Raw genomic sequence first — 21,162 nt, 5'->3', positions numbered from 1 at the left:
TGCCGGTGATTCTCATTTTATTACTTCCCTGTAAAAACTGGTTTTCTCTTTTCTACGAACGCATCTACGCCTTCTTTAAAGTCTTCTGTTGTGCGAAGGAGGCCGTAGGCTTTCCCTTCCATTTTCAATCCGACTCCCAGCGGACTTTCTTCAGAAGCGTTCAACACTTCTTTTGCAACACGCTGAGCAAGCGGAGAAAATTGAACAAGCTCCTCAACTAACGAATCCACTGTTTGTTGAAGGTCCCCTTTGGACACTACTTGTGTTAATAGACCCCATTGATACGCTTCATTTGCAGGAATTTTTCTGGCACGCATGATCATGTCCTTTGCTCTTGTTAAGCCCACAATCTTTGCAATTCTCTGTGTACCTCCACTCCCAGGAATCATTCCTAGGTTCATTTCTGGAAGGGCAAGCAGGGTATCTTCCCGTGCAATCCTGAAATCACAGGCCATCGCAAGTTCTAGGCCTACACCGAACGTATATCCCTGCAGCTGAGCGATGACAGGTTTTGGAGAGCGTTCAGGAGCAGCCACGTTTTCGGCTAAATGGGAAAGTTTTTCTTGATGGGTCGCCATAAATTCTGGGATGCTTCCTCCTGCACTGAAGCATACATCTCCTGCTCCTTTGAGGATAATGACACGCACTTCATCATCTTGATTCAAACCATCAAAAATCTCTGTCAGCTGTTCTCTGCCGAGCATACTGATATAATTCATTTTCTCTGGACGATCGAACACGATTGTTGCCGTTTGTTTTTCTGCATTTTTCTCTACCCGAATATGGTCATACGTTTGCTCTGTTATAGTCATTTGTTATTTCCCCTTTTCTATTTTAAAATTTTTATTGGCTGATAGCTTCACTTTCATTGTGCGGTGCATCAATATCACCCTCGCGCAATTTACGGCGAAGAATTTTCCCTACAGGACTTTTTGGAATCTCTTTTACAAACGTATACTTACGAGGCCTTTTGAAATTTGATAAACTGGGTAGATTCTTGCAAAATTCATCCAGTTCTTGCTCTGTAACAGATTCGTCTTTAGCAACAATATAAGCGGTAACAATCTGTCCCCAGCGCTCATCAAGCTTCCCAATTACGGTAGCTTCCCTAACTTTTGGATGTTGAGTCAGACAATCCTCGACTTCTAATGGATGAATGTTTTCTCCCCCAGAGATAATCATATCGTCAACCCGGCCAACAACGAATAAGTCACCGTCTTTATCAATAAAGCCAATATCTCCTGTAAAATACCAGCCATCTCGAATAGTTTTATCCGTCGCCTCCGGGCGATTCCAATACCCTTTAAAGGCTTCAACGGACTTCAGATTTGCAATAATTTCGCCGACTTCTTCTCTCCCAACAATATCATCAGGAGTAGAATGACCGTCTGGATCTGCTTTTACCAGGCGAATATTTTGATGAATCCCCGGTTTACCTGCACTGCCTGGCTTTTCATGTACATCAGGGCAGATCGTAAACGTATATACCTCCGTACTACCGTAATGATTTACAAACAGTTTTGGTTTAAGTAACTCCACACATTGATTTACTAATGTAGTGGTCATTGCGGCACCAGCATACCCGATTTTTTCAAGCTTGGTAAGGTTATACCTGCCAAAATCCGGGTATGATAACATATCATGATAAAGCGTCGGAACTAAATAAAGGGATGAAATTTTTTCTCTTTCTACAATTTCAAGCGCCTCTCCAGCATCAAAGTCTAAGTTTGATAAAAGAGCAAACTTTCCATTTAAAAAAGTCATAGAGAGCAACGAACGAACACCCATTGTATGATAAAGCGGCATTACTCCTAATGTACTTTCCCACAACTGGTACTGGTTTTGGACGATATGTGCCATAGCCGAGGCATATTCATTCCTATGTGTTCGTGGTACTCCCTTTGGACGTCCTGTTGTACCGGATGTGTATAGCATTATCGATATATCATTCTCATCTAGAATTGGCCTTTGATAGCTTCCTGGGCTTCTGTCTACTAATTCCTGATAAGAAATATCCACACCATTATCATTTTCAACACCAATCAAGATTGGTCTTTCGAGAAAGTTCGCACCTGACACAGCACTTTGACTGGTTGATTCAAAGATGATGGCCTTCGCATCAGAATCGTTTACACAATACTCGACCTCTTTGGCGGATAAGCGGTGGTTTATTGGAGTATAGATTGCACCAATCTGTTGTATTGCCCAGTAAACCATAACATTTTCCTGTCTGTTCTTTAAGATGACAACAACACGGTCCTGTTTTTGAATGCCTAAACGCTGCAGAGAGGCAGCAACTTTTTCTACTTCCTTTTGTAATTGGGCATAAGTATAAGATTTCAGGCCTTGAACGAGAGCAATTTGATTTGGATAGCGTTCCACCGCAAAATCCAATAATGTACCTAAATTCATAAAAAATCTCTCCTTTCTCCCCTTGATGGTTCATTACTTATTTAATTGGTAACTTCAGCCTTTTTTAATTCTTTCCCAAATTTTTTGAAGAAGTCTTTAATAACCAGTTTAGATACGCCTCCTAGCATTCGCTGACCGACCATCGCAACTTTTCCTCCTACTTCTGCTTCAAAGCTGTAAGAGAGAACAGTGTTGTTTTCATCTACTGATTCAAGAGTAATATCTGCGACGGCTTCTATGCTTCCAGGTCCTCCCTCACCTTTAACGATCATTTGATAAGATATCGGTTTATTAATATTCGCTAATTCAATTGTTGTAGAGTAATCACCTTTCACTGATGCAACACCCATTGATATATCAGCTTCATATTTATTTTCTTCAACTAATTCCAATTTTTTGCACCCCATGATGCATCTCTTAAGCACCTCTGAATCTAATAACACATCCCAAGACTGTTCAATTCCTGCTGGCAAATTCAAACTCCCTTTACCTTCCATCATAAACTCCTCCTATCCTATCTTTAACAACGTTTTCAAGAAAGCGGTTTCAAATGATAAATAATAAATGAAAAAAAAGTATTACATTAATAATATGGATTGTTTTAATTGTGATTTCACCTTCCATTACTAGCATAATAATCTATAAACTTACTTTCCATTTTCAAAATCTTGTTTAAATCACTTAAAATATTTCTTATTATTTCGAAGATTCAATATTCCCCTTCTAAAATTGCGCACAGGCTTTTAATTTTTTTTAACTTAATATAAACTTAGAGAATACCATTTACTCCAAAGTTTTTTACTATGCCAATATGTTCCCATACCTCAAATATGTTGACTGATAAATTAATATGTCATCTATTAGGTAATTCTATTTTTTTACACATTGTGTAAATGGAAAGACGCTTAGTATAACAATTTCACCCTAATGTCATTTTCTATTTCTCCATTGGCTTCCATTACATCCTCCTCTTTTAAAAAAACTAAAGGTAACAGAATCAATGTCTCAAAAAAGAAGATTAGGATAATTCAAATTGTAATTATGTTGTCATCTTAAAGATGTAATGGATCATAAGTCACGTAAGAACTTAATGAAATAAAACAAAGGCAGACCATTTAGATACGATTATTATTTGAGAGAAACCAATGGAAATTAAAGAAAAGACTCCAGTTCAAATACCATGATCCATATTCTTATAGAGTACCCCTTTTTAATTTGTCCCTTTTAAGGGATATAGTCCAAAGGGGAGCTTCATAAATCCCAAACCCTTTATATTACTATGCAATCTTTGCTCCATCTTTTTTTGAATCCATTTTACTTTTTGCTTTGCTGTAGTCCTCTCGATCAAGTAATAATGAAACGACAAATCCTACCAATAGAGCCCAGAAAGCGGCACCAACAGTAAATACTGTTACATTAGAAATGGCTATAAGAAATGCTACCATGGCTCCATTTTTAAATTTCCCGTTGAAAGCCCCGGCAAATGTACTTATAAACACGTTAAAAATAGCAAGACCACCGAGCACAGAAAGCAATTGACCAGGAACCACCGTCGAAACCGCAATAACCATCCCGGCTACTAAACCAAAACATATCCAAAGTAATCCATCAAAAGTTGCCGCTACATATCTCAAATTTTTATCCTCACCTGCTGCATCGCTAGAAACCATTGCAGTACTTGGTCCAGCTATAACAGTTGGGTGTCCTCCAAAAAGAGAGTTAACGATTGTACCAATACCTGGAATAGTAAACATAGCATTGATAGGAGGTTTATATCCTGTAGCAAATAGGACCCCGACAGCCTGCATATTCTGAACACCAATTATCAATATAATTAAGGGCAACGTTAGTTCTAATGTAGCTTGAATACTAAAATGAGGTACTACAAATATAGGATGAGCAAATGAAGGTTGTATCGACCCCCAGTTCGTTTGCCCAAGGGCTGTTGCGATTATCCCTCCTATTATTATTGCTCCTAGAATAGGCGGGAATTTTCTTGAGAATTTTTTCATCGCCATTAAGAGGAAGAAGACTGCAAAAGAACTCCCTGCAACTGCTGGTGCCTCTACCACAGCCTGTATTGCTTTGATACCAAAAGATAGAAGGACACCCGCAATCATTCCTAGCATAACCGGAAGAGGAATTAATTCTATTACCTTCTTGATTACCCCTGACAATCCAAGAATTGTAACTACTATTCCAGCAACAATAGATGCACCAATTGCCTCATTAAAGGGTATATGCTTTAAGGCATTACCTATTAATATTGCACCAGGTATGCTATAGGCCACCACAATAGGTATGCGATAGCGGAGTGACAAGATAATCGTAAATATACCTCCCGCCGTATAAATAATAAACAACCAAGAAATTGCCTGCTCAACAGAAAGATTACCTTCTTTAGCTGAATTCATTACTATTAAACCTGGCCCCATAATGCTAAACAATGCAGCAACCAAACCAGTTCCAAGAGCAGCGGGAGTTAAATTACCAAAAAAATCCATAATGTTTTTCCTAACGTCTGTACCTCTTTCGATACTCATTTTGGGAACCTCCTTTTTTATCATCTCATTGGATAGAAAAAGATTCTGTCTCTGGCCAACTCCTAGGACGGAATCTAAAACGGAATACTATTACTTTTGGTATTAGCTAACGAAATAGTGGCCAGAGATTTACGTTTTCCTTTTATCGTCCACGTTGTCATCCCTCCTATTTTATGAATCAAATCCCCCCAAAAAAGAAAGCGTTTACCAATAAAGGTAAGGAAAATCTTATAAAGATATTTGAAGTAGAGTTAACCTTCCCTAATAACAGAATAATCAATTAATATAGATCAGTCTTTTAAAATCTTACTATTCTTATTTCAAAATAAATCTGTCAAACAAAACATTCCTCTTCTTTAGCACGCTATTACTGACAGTACGTGAAAAACATACTTCTCGCTTTGATCAGAGCAAACTCTAGTAATAAAGGTTTTTCCTATTACAAAGCTTCTTATCATAGTATTAATAGACAACTTCTTAAATTATTGAGTTATAAATTATTATGTAAATACCAGTTACATGTATATCTAAAGGCATTATAAAATGGTACTCAGCCGACGTAATTACATATTAGCTTTTTTTCTTCGTCTACAATTTTGATACCCATACCATTGTAGTACTACCCTTATGCAACGAATCAAGGAAAAATTAAAAGGCATGAGCCCGGTAGATTACCGGGTTCATGCCCTCAAGGCAACTTAAGTAAATAAAGTGTCTAACTTTTTGGGTTCACTTCAAATACTGATACTGACCTTAATCCAGTCAACCCTAATCCATAGACTAATTAATTAACGCTCTCTTCTTTTTTTAAACGATTGAGCAGGGTCTTCTTAAGTATTGTCATTTTTCATTTTTAAAGAAACTTATTTTCATGGTAGTTTCTTAAGACTTGTTGTAGAGTTGACGCAAACTGCGAAGTTAAAAGGAAGTAGTGTAGCCGACTACTCCCTAAGAAAATTAACCATTACAAATCATTAGTACATTACCATCCGGGTCTTGAAAATTAAAATAAGCAAAATCTCCAATTCGCTCTATTTCTTTGACAATGGATATGTTATTACTCTTGATGAATTGGTGAGCTTCGTCTATATCTTTTGCGTAAAAATTAAATAACACATTATTGGTTGGCTTAAATATAAAATTCGGATCAAACGTATGGTCATCTAAAGTTAATCCAGTTTCACTTGTTACAGGAATATTGTAAACAGGTGATTTTACAGAGTCATTATTCTGAGAGATGCCAAGGAGATTGCAATACCATTCAACTGATTTTTTAAATCTTTAACATGGATAAAAACATTGTTTATTTTACTATTAATCGGAGAACTGGCCATTTTCATCGTTTTCCACCTTTCATTGAATCTTACCTAAAGAAATTCAACAAGTTTCAAAAAATCCCTTTAAGGGTTCATCATAGTTCGATTACACTGCGCTTGTTGAACTCCCTCAGTTTAATCCGATTTTCTCACAAATACTCGCTTATTCGCAGGATTTAATAGTCATATCATTAACCGTTATCTAAGTAAGCTCAGCATTACTCCTCAAGGATAGGGATTTATCGAAAAAAGGGTATACTAAACTAGCCAATTATAGGAAAAAATTAGTTTGAGTAATGTTATGATTGCACTTTAGGATATCCACATGTCTCATGGAGGTCAACCCTCCCATGTCTCACAGAGTCGATGCTCCTACATTCCTTCGTTCAACCTTTCCATGAGGTGGATGTCGGTCATGCTGCCCCACAGGACTTAAGTCCTCACGTTAGTTGCTTTGCCGACTAATCCGTGCTTCACTTTTAAATAAGTGTTAATTAAATGACCGTGTAACCTTAAAATTCAATGAACTATGCGACAGTTTGATGGTCTACAAATGTTGCCATATGAGGGATATCCTTTAACACCTTGTCTTCTTGAAACGTAAATTGTTTTTTACCGATTGAAAACAGAATTCGAATAAGCTTGTTACACAACGCTATCAGAGATTGCATTTTCTTTAAGGGATTGTGAGAACGTGTTGTGTAATATATATGAAGAGCTTTAAAAGCCTTGTTCTTTGCCACCAGTATCATGGCTGCCCGGAATAAGAGAGCCCTTAATTTCTTTCGTCCCCGTTTGGTAATCTTGGTCTGACCTTTGTGCTTTCCGGATGTGTTTTCTTTTAAACTTAAACCTGCTAATTTTACGATTTGGCGAGGATGTTGATAGTCTCTGAGGTCGCCGACCTCTGCGAAAAACCCTGCTACTGTATCTCGACCGATTCCTGACACCTCTAACATCTGTGTGACACCTGGGATATGGTCTAATAACTGATCTAATTGATGATCTATTTCTTCGAATTTCATTTGAATAAAATCATACTTCTCTAGTAAAGCTCTCAACTCTAATTTCGCCATAGCTGCCCCTTGACGAATACCAATCGAACGATTGGCTGCTTCTTTAAGTGCTCGTATCTTCTTTAAGCCTATACTGCGTTTTACCACTTGTCTTAGGGAAAGTAAGAGCTCTTCATCCGTATACTTTACAAGTTCATGTGGCAAGGCTTCTAGCTTTAGAAAATGAATAGCTGCCTTGCCTTCCCAACTTTTGAACACCGTCAAAAATTCGGGAAAGTAACGATCAAGCCAGTTATGAACTTGTCCCTGAACGACCTGTAAATCAACGTTAAGAAGATCGCGAAGTTTTTTGGCCACTCGGAGTTCTGCATAAATTCCTCGTGGAATTGTTGGTTCGGCGTATCTTCCGTCTTTGACTAATTGTGCGATGACTTTCGCATCTTTCACGTAATTCTTTGTAGGTGAACTATCATCTAATTCTTTACTTCGTTTAACATGTAGTGGATTGACAGATACGAACTTAATATTATTCTCTTTTAGAAGATGAGCTAGATTTAACCAGTAGTGACCGGTTGGCTCCATGCCTACAATCACGCAAGTTGGTTAATCCAATCTAGAAATGAACGAAACATGCTTTCATATTTTCAAAGAAACACGTTTTACCCAGTTCCAATCCTCTAAAATCCTGTGCTCTCGCGACATGATTGTGCTTGGCTATATCTACTCCGACAATTAAGGTTTCAGTAGTAATTTGAGAGATTTTATGATTTTGGTTATAATTCATTGTGAGACCTCCAAATAGATGTATTGTCCTTTTTAGCTGGCTAGCTCAGGACACATTCATCTTATCAAGAGGTCTTTTTTCGTTCAAACCTCATTTTCAGTTATTACAGGAATGCTGCCCTTTAGCTCTATAAGAAAAAGGCTGCCTTAGCAACCTTCCCCATGAACATTTTACATATTGAATACAAGTAATCTCTTATTGGCGTTGCATGATTCTTATATTTAAAACCGACCGACCTTTCTAGTTTAAATTAAGTTCAATTATGCTGTTTAAGAGATACCTTTAATGATTTGAGTTAAGCCCTCACTAATTGGTGTAGCTGACCGTCCAAGAAGTTTTTCGAAATCATTGCTTTCTACTTCAAGGGTGCCTTCTCGAACGCCTTTTTGGATATCAATGAGCATAGGAATAAGGAAATCAGGTAAGCCAACACTTTTCATAATATTAGCATAAGTAGCATCATCAACCTGTTGAACAGGTACTTCTTTACCCAATACATTACCAACTGCAGATGCAAGTTCTTCCTGAGTCAATAACTTGCCAGAAAGCTCATAGATTGTATTTTCGTGTCCGTTACCAGATAGTACCGATGCCGCAGCTTCTGCATAATCTTGTTGTAGTGCCCATCCTACCTTGCCATTTCCTGCTGATGTCACCCAAGGAGCTCCTGCTTGAACACCTTGAATACTTGAAATTTCATTCTCCAAATACCAGTTGTTGCGTAAGAAGGAGTATGGAATGCCTGTTTTCAGAATGGATTCTTCTGTTGCCTGATGCGTTGGAGCAAGAAAATTTTTACTTTCCTTTGCATTGGCCAAGCTAGTATAAGCAATAAATTTAACTCCAGCACGCTCTGCCGCAACTACCGCATTTGAATGCTGACGTATCCTTGTTTCATTGTCTCCATCCGCAGAAATAATTAACAAGCGATCAATTCCTGCAAAAGCTGTATCCAATGTTTCTGGACGATCAAAATCTCCTTGACGTACGTCTACTCCGCGAGTTCTTAATTCTTCAGCTTTCTCTGGATTTCGCACACTTACAGCCAGTTGATTAGCTGGTACAGTTTTCAATAAGGTTTCTACAACTTTCGTTCCCAACTTTCCTGTTGCTCCTGTTACTAATATTTTCATTTGGTATTCCTCCAATAATATTTTATATTCAAATTAAACATCCATTAACCTGTATCTATATCTAATACATGTATTTATAATAGATACATGTAGTTGTCTTGTCAACCAATTTATAAACCTTTTATATTTTCTTCAAATTTTAAGGTATAATACGTTGTAATCAAATTAAATTCATGATTAATCTGTGTAATAAACTTTGCGATGAAGTAAAAGGTAGGTGAATGATATGTCCATCAGCAGCCGATTTACCGTTGGTGTTCATATATTAGCTCTTATTGAATTAAATAAAGAGGGAATAAGCTCATCGGAGTTCTTAGCGGGGAGCGTAAACACGAACCCAACCTTGATAAGAAAAATTATGGGTATGTTAAAAAAGGCAGGGTTAATTGAAGTACAACCTGGTATTGCAGGGGCAAAACTAGCCAAGGAACCTTCTTATATAACATTACTTAACGTTTATAAGGCGGTCGATGTTGTGCAGGAAAAAGAATTGTTTAGTGTGCATGAAAATCCGCACCCTGATTGCCTTGTGGGCAGGAACATTCAAGATTCGATCACTCCTGTGTTGTCAGCAGCTCAATTTGCTATGGAAAAGGTACTGGAAAATGTAACCATTGAAGATATTGCTAAGGATATTGTTGAAAAAGAAAAACTTAAAATACAATAATAAATTAATAAAAGACATTCTTGAAAACAGAATGTCTTTTTTTCGTAGTCCAAATCCCTTCTTTAACCTGCCCTGCACCGTTTGTTGCATAACAGAAGGAGCTACTGATTCGCTTGGTAAAGAAGTAAAGCACCCGTTAGTTCTATAAAGACTTATTGTAGAGTTGACACAAACTGTGCATTAATTAGGGTTTGTTAAATTAAAGTAAATAGCTAGTAAGTAAATAATTATATGACACACAGCCCAAATTCTAATCAAAAACATTAAGCAACCTTTTTCACTTTTTAAGAAAATAAGCACTCCAAGAGCCATTATTACAGTGATGATATATAAAGGGCTATAAGTTAGTTGGGCCAATAAAGTAGTCGTCGGTTGTCTTTCTAAGTCAGTCATGTTGCCTCCAAATTAATAAATAATATCTATTTTATCAGAATTATCTTAATGAGTAACTATGGGGAATATTTGAAAGAACCTATTGCGCAGTACGACTACACTACGCTTATGCAACTATCCTGCCCCGTTAGTCATAATGAACGAAAACGGCTCCCATCGCTTAACGTAGATTGCACTTGGTCATAATGTTACTACCAAAAATAAAAAACCAAGTGTAGAGCTACACACGAAAAGGAGCCTATATTATGAAGGATGTTCAAAAATTTGTTGGTTTAGACGTATCTAAAGATTCAATTGCTGTTGCGATTGCTGATTCTGGTCGTGGTGAACCTAGATTTCATGGAACTATTCAAAATAAACCAGAGGATATTCGCAAATTGATGAAAAAGTTAGGGAAGCCTGAAAGCCTATTAGTATGTTATGAAGCAGGATCTTCTGGGTATGGAATTTATCGATTTCTTCTATCTATGGACATTGATTGTATGGTTGTCGCACCCTCCCTTATTCCAAAGCGATCGGGCGATCGTGTAAAAACAGATAAAAGAGATTCTATTAGATTAGCTCAGCTACTTCGCGCTGGAGAGCTTACTTCTGTATGGGTTCCAGATGAAGATCATGAAGCATTGAGAGACTTAATTCGTGCTCGTCATGATGCTCGTGAGGATTTACAAAGTTCTCGCCAGAGACTTGTTCACTTCTTACTTCGCCATGGAATACGTCCTCCGCAAGGAGTTAGAAATTGGTCCGTAAAACATCGTGAATGGTTAAAACGATTAACATTTGAAAGAGCTTCTCAACGTATTGTTTTTCAAGAATATCTTCATGCAATCAATGAAGTTGAAGATCGTATGAAACGTATCGAAGCTCAAATTCATGAAGAAGCCCTTCAAAGTGAACATGCTCCGGTAATTCAAGCTCTTCAAACATTAAGAGGAGTCGCAGAAGTCACAGCTGTTACTTTGGTAGCTGAAATTGGACAGTTTTCTCGCTTTTCAAACCCAAGACAACTGATGTCCTATGCTGGACTTGTTCCAAAGGAATACTCGAGTGGGTCTAGTCGTTGGCAAGGTTCCATTACGAAAACCGGAAACTCCCAAATTCGTCGTTCCATAGTAGAAGTTTGTTGGTCTTATCGCCATCGACCATCTCTTAAAGGTGAATTGCTTAAACGTCAAGAAGGTCAAGATCCAGAGGCAAAACGTATTGCTTGGAAAGCTCAACACCGTCTTCATATGAAATATCATCGCATCTCTGCTAAAGGAAAAGGTGGAAAAGTAGCTGTTGTTGCAGTAGCCAGAGAATTACTTGGTTTTATTTGGGCTATCGGTTGTGCCATTGAGGATAAGCAAGTAAGTGTATCGAATGTTGCTTAAGTAGATCGAAAGTAAGATTATGTAATAAATGATTTTATCGAATCATAATTTTGTGATTTAGAATTGAAGATTTGGCTCGAAGGCAAACCCCCGGGAAGGAGAACCCTCATGTGCAACTATGCACTAGGTCTAGGAACTGAACGTGCGCCGTTAGTCCGAGGCAGCTCCGTGACGGATGGAGTGAAATGTGGTAACCAACCCACGCATATCAGTTTGTATACCACCGTCAACGTTTTTGCCTTCGTGCCAAGTTTTTAAGGTTATCCTTGTTCAACTTTTAGAATTGTATCCATTTCGATTTAGCTTATCAAGGGAAAGTACGCCCTTGACAAGCTAAATCCGAAAGGATATTTGGTTTATAAGTTGAACAAGGAATAACTCTATTCATAGCTGAATGAAACACCATTTAAAAACATTTGGGTGTGGTGGGTTGACAGTTTCGTTCATATCAGTTGCATAAAGAAAAAGCTGCCTTAAAGACAGCTCTGATCTTCAGATAACGCCCGTTAGTTTAAGTAAAAATCTTAACAAGATTAATTAACATAAATACATCCATTTTCCCTTTAAAGTAGAAGCTTATTATAGTGTAAACGGGTTTAGTAATTATAATTACAGGGTAATTATAGTTTTGGTATATAAAAAATAGGGGGATTAAATTATGAAGGGGTCACTAGATACATATAAATTACTGGAATTCATCCAAGAAAATAAAGCGGATTTTGAAAATTCATTATTAAACGAAGCATCTAATGTGAAAGAAAAAATTGAAGAAATTTTAACGATCGGTAATATTGACCTGATAAATAATGCCCATAGGCTGATTCAATACATTATTGAGGCTAAAGAACAGGAGCTTCAATCATTTGCTACACAAGAAGGTATAGCTTGGGCGACACACGCAATTCCATTAACTTTCAAATTAGAGTGGGTGCAAGCCATTCGAAGGACCTTGTGGAGGTTCCTACAAGAATATAACGAGGTAAAGAATAAGGTTATTACTGAAGAATTTTTTTCGGTAGAAAAACAAGTTAATAATCAGGTAGACAGATTTTTAAATGTTTTTTTTATTACATATTCTCAATACAAAGATTCGTTGATAATGGCTCAAAAAGAATTGGTTGAAAATCTTTCAGTGCCTATAATACCAATAACACCCACTATATGTATTTTGCCTCTTATTGGTGCGGTTGATCTTTACCGAACGAATATTCTCGAGGAAAAAGTTTTAATAGAGATTGGAAAATTACGTATTCAAACATTGATTATGGACTTATCTGGAATTATGGAAATCGAGACCGAAGTAATTGATCATTTAATGAAGATTATAGACGGCACTTCATTAATGGGATGTACCACTGTGATTACCGGGTTAAGAGCTGAAGTGGTCAGTAGTATGATAAACGTAGGAATAAGATTAAATGAAAAAGCACAAACATTAGGAACTTTACAACAAGCATTGAATAAATACTTATTAAGTTAAACACGGAGAATTTTAGAGGAGAGTCGCTTTGCCGACACTTTTTTCTTATTTAATATATTCTGACCAACTGTCTAAATATTTGTTCCTGCCCGGCAGTTACGCCTTGGTATAAGCTATAGTTAGGGTATTTAGTTTTTAATTCAACACTAATCAAATCATTTTTTTCTTCAACTAAAATGCCGTTACATAAAGAATGTGCTGCCTTAAAAACAGCTCCTGTTTTCAGCTAACGCACCCGTTAGCCATCCATGAAGCGCAAAAATCAGCGCTTCACCGCAGAGAATGAAAATTGGTCTCTAGGTCGATAATGTTTTAATGGCTGGCGAAGAAGGTTGTTGAACTATGGTGCCTTTGAGCCCATCAGTTAGTCTGACTCCGACGAGCACGGTGTACCATCGACTGCCGCGCCCTTTATGGGTAATACTTTTGGGAGATTAATCCTTTTTTGATCGTCGCGCTAGCCTTTACTTAATTTCCAATGATTGGAGGTTTTGTTTAACGATTTACCAAACTCAATCAGATCACTCATAAGGCTCAGCCTTTTTTAAAAAGCGTTTTTACTGGGTCTATTTTGTTGTGGTTTTTTCTGGATTTTGAGCTTTTTTAATTTTCATGGGAGCTCAATAAGAAAAACGATACCTCTTATTGAAGTATCGCACTCGTTAGTTTAAGAAGTACATCATTAATCAATCAAATGGTTCTCTTCAATTTTCTTTTCTTATTTTAATCTGTAATTAATATTAAAACTAAGATTCTTATGCTTATTCCAAGTATAATTGCACCTACCCTACTTACTCCCATTCCCCCCCTAATTAACTTCAAACCAACAAAATGCGTTATGATACCTTAATTTACAAGAACCAATGGAGAAATATATAGTGGTAAGCTTGATGGGTGTTAAAACATCAGTGTGACAAATCCCCGACTCAATAAGGCGAACTAACACCTCCCTTAGTTTAGGATCATCCATTGTAATTTCTGTGATTTGAATGGTTCACCTTCCTAAATGTAACTGCTGACCTTTTCTGTTGAATCCTTACAAAACGATCTGCCCAGATTGTATTATAAGTTTCTAGAAGCTTTCCGTCCTACTTAGTTATTTTATGCTTAATATGAATGTACAAAAAGAGAAAAGGAATATATAGATACACAAAGTAAAAAGCAATGTTTGAATACATTTCATTCAATCGCTCTATTTGACTCCTCTCTTTGAGCACATTAGCTATAATAAAGAATAGGACCAGAACAATGAACAGACTTATACGTTGTTTCACATTTATTACTTTCTTAATAGCACGACAACCTGCCCATATTTTCACACTGATATTGGGTAATATGAGAAGTAACCAAATCGAAACAACGATAAATTCGACTCTTTCTATTAGAGGGAATTTCGCAATTTTCATTTGAGTTAATGTTGGCCATATTGTATGGTTTAATTGTCCTTCACTAAAGAAGACAAATGTGATGAGTGCTATTATTAGATAAAGTAAGCTTGAGAACAAAAGTCCAAAATGGGCCCATTTTTGTGATCTGTCTGGATTTTTTATGAATGGGTAGAACATGAATAAGGTCTCAAAGCCAACATACTGAAACAACATAGCTTTAGAGGATGATACGATTTCCTTCAGAGAGTGGTTAAAGACGGGTAATAAATTGTGAAAATTGGCAAATTCCAACGAAAAAAAATTAAGGGGAAACAGGATAATAAAAGGTATAATAGTTCCCCAAAAACACATTCCAGTAATCACGCGGAATCCACCGGATACAACATAATAAATGAGGACTAGAAGAATGAGGCTTATTTGCCAGGTCTTCATTAAGGGAAACAGCCAAACTTGAACAACTTCAATATAAACACGGAAGACAATTAACGCTAATATAAGAAAGTAGAAAATCACAAAAATATTGAACAGTCCGCCAATCCATTTTCCAAAGCAAAATTTGTGAACATGTATGATATCATTTTTAGCAATTCCAAGAATACGATAGATCATCCAAACTAGTATATGAATGCTTATACTTGATAAAATGATGGATATCCATGCATCATAACCTGCGTCCTTCGTTATATCTCGTTGAAAACTCATGATTCCTATGCCAATAATACTCGTGTAGATCAGAAAGAAAACGTAAAAGGAAGATACTAAATGTCGTTGGTCTAGTAATGATTTCACGTGGCTCCTCCTCTTATCATGCAGACTTACTCTTCAATACCTGTATTTAGGATGTCAATATTTGTGTGTACAGTGGTTTTTACTTCTGGGTATATGTCCATAAACCGTTGATAGTCCCAATTTCTTGATTTGGCTCTAACCTTTTCTCCCAACCCAATGGGATCTACATTGTATCCTTGTGCCAGTGAAATTAAACGTTGGACCTCTTCCTTAAAGTGTTCATTTAAAATTCGTTCCAATTTTACAATATCTTTATCTTTTTTCAAATCAAACCAGGATGATGCTTTTTCAATCTCTGCATGGATGGTTAAATCAATGAATATACTCGGAATGCCTTCGCTTTTCTCAACCGTATATGTAGTTTTTGCATCCATGTTTTTCAAGAGAATAAAACCTTCCTTTTTATTTTGCGTGATTTTGGCTTTATATTGTCCATTTTGAGACCCATCAATTAATGTTTTTAGAATTAAGGACTGTCTTAAATTAATATGATTTATGTACTTTCCGTTTTTTAATAATGCTAACCCGTCAATTTTAATTTGATTTTCCTCTAGGATAAGGTAAGGTAAAATTTGATCCCTCCCTTCTTGATGAAAATTGTGCAAAAACATGTGCAGATTCATTTTTGGCAAATTACCACTTTTAATGTTTTGATTGATTTTTTTACTTAAATGGAATGAAAGATTCACATGTTTACTGGATTGAAGTATATCTTCGGCTTTGTTTTCAGCAATGCCCAACTGCATTCGACTCGCCGTTCTTGGATTTCGGGCAAAATTAGTGATAACATCTTCGATCCCTTGTCTGGCATATTCCTTGCCGAACAATACAAAATCTAATTTTCCTGTCTCAATAGGATAGGCTGATTTTGCATTCATTCTCGGGAGTATGTCTTCATTTGAATCAGACACCGTTTTATAAATCTTCAAATTGACATTTCCCTGCTCTGCGAAAGTAGGATAAATAGCAATTCCTTTAACTTTGCCTTCTTCCCGATCATATCCTAGAGCTTCAATTATCTGAACTTCATCAATGATCCTCTCATGTATACCACACCCTGATAAAAAGAAAGTTAAGCTAAAAGTTAACAGAAAACATAATTTCATTTAATTCACCTTTATTATCCTTTCCTGATTATTCATCAAAATCACTTTTCTTTTTTTTGTGATTATGTGGGTGGTATCTCCAAATTGATTTAGGACGTAAATAATTTGGCCTTTTGGATGTTTTACTATAAGAGGAACGGATCAGGCTGTCCGTTAAATCCTCAGGCCTAAAAGGATAAAATGGAACGGTATAGGGTGTTCCTAAAGATTCTAACCGTGTAAGGTGAATGATTAAAAAGGCAATCCCGATAACGATTCCTAGTCCCCCCCAAATAGATGCGAAGAGAATTAAAGGAAAACGTAAAAAACGTATAGTGTTCGACATTTTATAAATTGGAGTAGTAAAGGAAGCTAAGGCAGATAAGGCGACTATAATGAGTAAGACATTACTTGTAAGGGACGCCTCAACTGACGCTTGGCCGATAACAATACCGCCCACTATTCCCAATGTTTGTCCTACCTTTGTAGGTAACCGGACTCCCGCTTCACGTAATAGTTCAATCGTGAATTCCAGAAAAATCACCTCTAATACCGGCGGAAACGGGACATTATAACGAGAAATACTAAGTGAACCGAATAAATCGTTTGGAATCATCTCGTAATGGTAAGTGATAACAGCTATATAAATAGATGTTCCAAAAATGGAGAAAAGGACACTGCATACCCGTATTAAACGAAAAAAAGATCCAAGAATCCATGGGAGAAAGTAATCTTCAGGTGACATAAAATAATCAATGATCGTAGAAGGACCTGTAATGACATATGGCGACCCACTACTTAAAACAGCTACTTGTCCGTTAATAAGAGCTTGAACGGCCCTATCCACACGTTCAGTTGGAAGAAGCAAAGGAAACGGTGTAAGGGAATTATCTTCTATAAATTGATGCAGCTGAGAAGTATCAAAAATGACATCAAAATCAATATCTTGAAGCCGTTGGGTCATGGTATTAACATGCTGCTCACTCGTAATCCCATCAATATGAGCAATAATAACTCGAGTATTTGAAGTAGAACCAATGTTTACTTCCTTCGTAATTAGATCAGTTGTATTTATTTGTTGTCTTAATAAATGTATATTTACATCAATATTCTCAAGAAACCCAATTTGTGGCCCCACCACACTAAACTCATTTTCAACGTTATTTTGTTCACGCAATCCAGCTTTATCATTAGATAAGAGAATTAAAGCAACCCTTTGATCATTTTCCTTCATTTGAAGTATCGCATACCCTTTAAGTAACTTTGATTCAGCTTCGTTCTGATTATCCGTTATTACAATATCTTCTATTGCGATGATTTTCTTTATGTCATCAATTTTCTCTAGCCTGTCTAGTTCAAAAGGGGTCTCTCGGAAAATCATTAAAATTTTCAGTTGGAGTTGTTGTTGATCGACCAGTGTATTGTAGTAAGAAATGATTAAATGTCCCGCTTCATCCGTAAGTGGAAATTGTTTAAAATCACTGGATTTTTTAACCTTAGCAAACAGCTGGCCAATATCTTGTGAATTCTCAGTCACGGCCTGTTTGTCTTTATTATTTCTAATCTTTCGTTTTTTGAAGAACATCTAATCACCTCCCTATTACAAAAGAATTCATATCCTTCTATATTATGTAAAGGCATCCCCATTTTTATGTAAATCCGTTTTAGAATAAGCGAAAACTCATAATATAAATATAGCTTAGAGTAAGCAAAGGACCATGATCCTAATAGAAATAATCCCTGTAGGGGTAGGGTAGGACAGCAAAACACAAATTTACAAAGTTAAAACTTTTTCAAAATAAAAAGAGCCAAAAGGCTCTCTTAAATCATCGAATGGAGTTTAAACTCTAATGCCCCCCTCAATTTTATATCTAATTCAGGATACTCATTTAAACCGGTCCATACATTAACCCAACCCTCATTTTGTTCAAACAGTTTGCTATTAGTGTATCATCATTTTCTTTCAAACCTTTTTTAAACTTCATTGATTTATGCCCTCATTATCTACTATTTCAGTATAATCTTAATATCAGCTTCTTGATCATCCTCTACTTTTATATCTGTTGTAATTTTGCGCATGACCCAAATCCACACAAAATCCTCGAAATCATCAAGGGTAAGAATATCTATTCATCGATATTTCAACTACGTAAGACTAAAACTGTTACGCCTTATTGTTTGTACTTTGGTGTGTGCGTGGGAGGCTATTCGCCAGAAATTCTTCTCCCTATTAGTCTTGTTTAATTGATTTGCATGAAAGCCCTTCCACTAAATGATGTGCAATGATGGATCTAGGAGAAGTAGCTCCAGTATGTAACTTTTGTATTATGCTTTCAGCGGTCTGATATCTCAAATCGAAAATATTAATGTATAGAAGAAAAAGCAGGTAATGATAGTTAAGTTGAATGGACTTCCACACTGTGTATAGAAGTTTGTCTGTTATTTTTTAGATTATTGGATAATTCAGCTCGTAACTTGGGTAGCAATAGTATGGTGGTCTAAGTGCTATTTTAGACATTGGCCAGGAATCCTCCATATAGACCATCTTTACTTTTTCATTTGAATGGTTTACTAGCAATAGCTTTACTTCTGGATTAAATTCATATCTCAAAATGGTAACCCCCTTCCATTAGGAATGTTGTGATTCTCCCCCATCAACATGAAGAACTTGCCCAGTAACAAAACGAGAATCATCAGAAGCAAGATAGACAAAGGTTGGTGCGAGTTCAAATGGATGGGCAACTCGTTCCATTGGATTAAATGCTCCATATACAGCGACTTGGTCTGACGAGAAACTTGCTGAAATAAGTGGGGTCCAAATTCGGCCGGGGGCGACGGCATTGACTCGGATCCCTTGTTTCACGACATATTTACCAAGGCACGTGTCCAACCAACAATTGCGCCTTTTGTGGCCGTATAATCAATCATTTGCTGCTCACCTACATACGTCACCACTGAAGAAGTGCAAATGATAGAGCTGCCTGGTTTTAAATGAGGAAGCGCTGCTCTTGTTGTGTAAAAATGAGAGTATATATTAACTTTGAAGGTGTCATCGAATTGCTCATCTGTAATGTCAAGCAGACTTAGTTGTTGGAATTGGATACCAACGTGGTTACCTTCCTTGTGTGATTTAGCAACTCTAAATGGAAAAAAATTTTCTTATTATTTGAAAAGTCATTTATTTTAACACAAGATAAAAAGCCCGGTCATCATGACCGGGCTTTTTATTGAATTAATTAGACTGGATAGACTCCATGTTTACGATCGGTGAATGTCAATTGTTTACTGCTATATGCTTCAAACCTGGCGCACAATTCATCACGCAGGTCATTTGGCTGGATGATGCCATCAACAATCATCTCGGAGGCTAAGCGGTAGATATCAATGTCTTCATTGTATTCATTGCGCTTCTGTTCGATGAATGCCGGGCGCTCTTCTGGTTCCATCGCATTGATTTTATTGGCATAGACGGCATTGACCGCAGCTTCTGCCCCCATGACCGCAATCAATGCCGTCGGTAAGGCAAGAACGCAATCCGGTTCAAAAGCGGGACCGGCCATCGCATAAAGTCCAGCCCCATAAGCCTTACGGACAATGACTGAAATTTTTGGGACCGTGGCTTCACTCATGGCCGATATCATTTTCGCACCATGGCGAATGATGCCTGCCCGTTCGACCTTCGTCCCAATCATGAATCCAGGAATATCCACCAGGAACAACAACGGTATATGGAAAGCATCACATAAATTGATGAACTTGGCTGCCTTATCGGCTGAATCATGGAACAGGACGCCGCCCTTGACTCGCGGCTGATTGGCAATGATCCCTATCGTTTGCCCATTTAGCCTTGCAAGCCCAGTAATTAATTCAGGAGCAAATAGCTTCTTGATTTCACAAAACGATTGCCTGTCTATGATCCTATCGATCAGGTCATACATATTAAAGGCTGCATTCTGATTTTTTGGAATCAGTTCTTCCAATGTTTTTTCGAAATCCGCAGGCAGCTCAGGCTTTGTGGCTTTAGGCTTTTCTTGATAATTTCCTGGAAAATAGCTTAAGTATCGGCGTGCAAACGCGATGGATTCTTCTTCCGACTTAACAAGCACATCCCCGCACCCTGAAACAGAACAGTGCATTTTCGCCCCGCCCATTTCCTCTTCGCTCACCTTTTCGCCAATGACCATTTCTGCCATTCTCGGTGAACCTAAGTACATGGATGCATTTCCCTCAACCATTACGACAATGTCACAAAAAGCTGGAATATATGCCCCACCCGCCGCAGACGGACCGAACAATAGACAAATTTGCGGGACTTTTCCCGATAACTTCACTTGGTTGTAAAAGATTCGTCCTGCACCGCGGCGTCCCGGAAACATTTCTACCTGATCCGTGATTCGAGCACCGGCAGAATCGACTAAATAAAGGAGGGGCAACTGTAATTTATCAGCTGTTTCCTGAATGCGAATGATTTTCTCGACTGTCCTTGCTCCCCAGGAACCGGCCTTTACCGTCGAATCATTGGCCATGACACAGACCCTCTGACCATTGATTTTCCCGATACCTGTAACTACACCATCTGCGGGAAGGCCATCACTGGAACAATTCGCAAAGAAAGCGTCCTCTATTTCGACCCCTTCATCGAATAGAAGCTCTAGCCGTTCACGTACGAAAAGCTTTCCTTTTTCAGCATTTTTTTGATGATATTTTTCTAAACCGCCTTTTTTAATCGTTTCAACCGTTTCGGTTAGTTTATCCGTCGTTACCATTCATGTTCCTCCTTCAA

The 21,162-nt window shown here is 37.4% G+C and carries 13 protein-coding genes and 2 pseudogenes; 3 read left to right on the top strand and 12 right to left on the bottom strand.

What is annotated here, in order from left to right; genetic code table 11:
• Positions 1–20 precede the first annotated feature (20 nt).
• The 7 genes and pseudogenes from QUF78_RS12710 to QUF78_RS12680 form a co-directional block, all read right to left on the bottom strand.
• Positions 21–812, bottom strand: coding sequence for an enoyl-CoA hydratase/isomerase family protein (locus tag QUF78_RS12710; protein ID WP_101225186.1), 792 nt, complete (start codon positions 810–812; stop codon positions 21–23).
• 31 nt (positions 813–843) lie between these two features.
• Positions 844–2,412 (bottom strand): class I adenylate-forming enzyme family protein, encoded by a 1,569-nt coding sequence (locus QUF78_RS12705; protein ID WP_289324932.1) that lies wholly within the window; start codon positions 2,410–2,412, stop codon positions 844–846.
• Between the two features lie 41 nt (positions 2,413–2,453).
• Positions 2,454–2,912 (bottom strand): SRPBCC family protein, encoded by a 459-nt coding sequence (locus QUF78_RS12700; protein ID WP_230175739.1) that lies wholly within the window; start codon positions 2,910–2,912, stop codon positions 2,454–2,456.
• A gap of 777 nt (positions 2,913–3,689) precedes the next feature.
• On the bottom strand, positions 3,690–4,955 hold the full coding sequence (locus tag QUF78_RS12695) for a benzoate/H(+) symporter BenE family transporter (protein WP_101225188.1): 1,266 nt from the start codon (positions 4,953–4,955) through the stop codon (positions 3,690–3,692).
• A gap of 957 nt (positions 4,956–5,912) precedes the next feature.
• Positions 5,913–6,194 carry a VOC family protein gene (locus QUF78_RS12690; protein WP_289327308.1) on the bottom strand — a complete coding sequence of 94 codons (282 nt, stop codon included), beginning with the start codon at positions 6,192–6,194 and terminating at the stop codon, positions 5,913–5,915.
• 604 nt (positions 6,195–6,798) lie between these two features.
• A pseudogene (locus QUF78_RS12685) lies at positions 6,799–8,071 on the bottom strand (IS110 family RNA-guided transposase).
• A gap of 269 nt (positions 8,072–8,340) precedes the next feature.
• Entirely contained in the window at positions 8,341–9,204 is an 864-nt protein-coding gene (locus tag QUF78_RS12680) for an SDR family oxidoreductase (RefSeq protein ID WP_289324931.1), read from the bottom strand.
• A gap of 226 nt (positions 9,205–9,430) precedes the next feature.
• Here QUF78_RS12680 and QUF78_RS12675 point away from each other — a divergent pair, with 226 nt between their 5' ends.
• The 3 genes from QUF78_RS12675 (at position 9,431) to QUF78_RS12665 (ending at position 13,117) form a co-directional block, all read left to right on the top strand.
• Positions 9,431–9,871, top strand: coding sequence for an Rrf2 family transcriptional regulator (locus QUF78_RS12675; RefSeq protein ID WP_289324930.1), 441 nt, complete (start codon positions 9,431–9,433; stop codon positions 9,869–9,871).
• Positions 9,872–10,509: 638 nt separating this feature from the next.
• Positions 10,510–11,637, top strand: coding sequence for an IS110 family RNA-guided transposase (locus tag QUF78_RS12670; protein ID WP_034306249.1), 1,128 nt, complete (start codon positions 10,510–10,512; stop codon positions 11,635–11,637).
• A gap of 658 nt (positions 11,638–12,295) precedes the next feature.
• The gene (locus QUF78_RS12665; protein WP_289324929.1) at positions 12,296–13,117 is read left to right on the top strand and encodes an STAS domain-containing protein; all 822 of its coding nucleotides are present in this window, start codon (positions 12,296–12,298) and stop codon (positions 13,115–13,117) included.
• Positions 13,118–14,205: 1,088 nt separating this feature from the next.
• On the opposite strand, the gene QUF78_RS12660 is transcribed toward QUF78_RS12665, so the two are convergent.
• From QUF78_RS12660 to QUF78_RS12640, 5 genes and pseudogenes are all read right to left on the bottom strand, one after another.
• On the bottom strand, positions 14,206–15,294 hold the full coding sequence (locus QUF78_RS12660) for a GerAB/ArcD/ProY family transporter (RefSeq protein ID WP_289324928.1): 1,089 nt from the start codon (positions 15,292–15,294) through the stop codon (positions 14,206–14,208).
• A gap of 26 nt (positions 15,295–15,320) precedes the next feature.
• The gene (locus QUF78_RS12655; protein WP_289324927.1) at positions 15,321–16,400 is read right to left on the bottom strand and encodes a Ger(x)C family spore germination protein; all 1,080 of its coding nucleotides are present in this window, start codon (positions 16,398–16,400) and stop codon (positions 15,321–15,323) included.
• A gap of 28 nt (positions 16,401–16,428) precedes the next feature.
• Entirely contained in the window at positions 16,429–17,964 is a 1,536-nt protein-coding gene (locus tag QUF78_RS12650) for a spore germination protein (protein ID WP_230162193.1), read from the bottom strand.
• Between the two features lie 1,044 nt (positions 17,965–19,008).
• A pseudogene (locus tag QUF78_RS12645) lies at positions 19,009–19,493 on the bottom strand (SDR family oxidoreductase); the annotation flags it as partial.
• A 122-nt stretch (positions 19,494–19,615) separates the two neighbouring features.
• Entirely contained in the window at positions 19,616–21,145 is a 1,530-nt protein-coding gene (locus QUF78_RS12640; RefSeq protein ID WP_289324926.1) for an acyl-CoA carboxylase subunit beta, read from the bottom strand.
• Positions 21,146–21,162 lie beyond the last annotated feature (17 nt).

Origin of the sequence: Peribacillus sp. ACCC06369, from assembly GCF_030348945.1 — a bacterium.
In the GTDB taxonomy this organism is placed as follows: domain Bacteria; phylum Bacillota; class Bacilli; order Bacillales; family DSM-1321; genus Peribacillus.
Note: the sequence above shows the minus strand (reverse complement) of the source record. Positions and strands in the feature narration are given on the sequence as shown.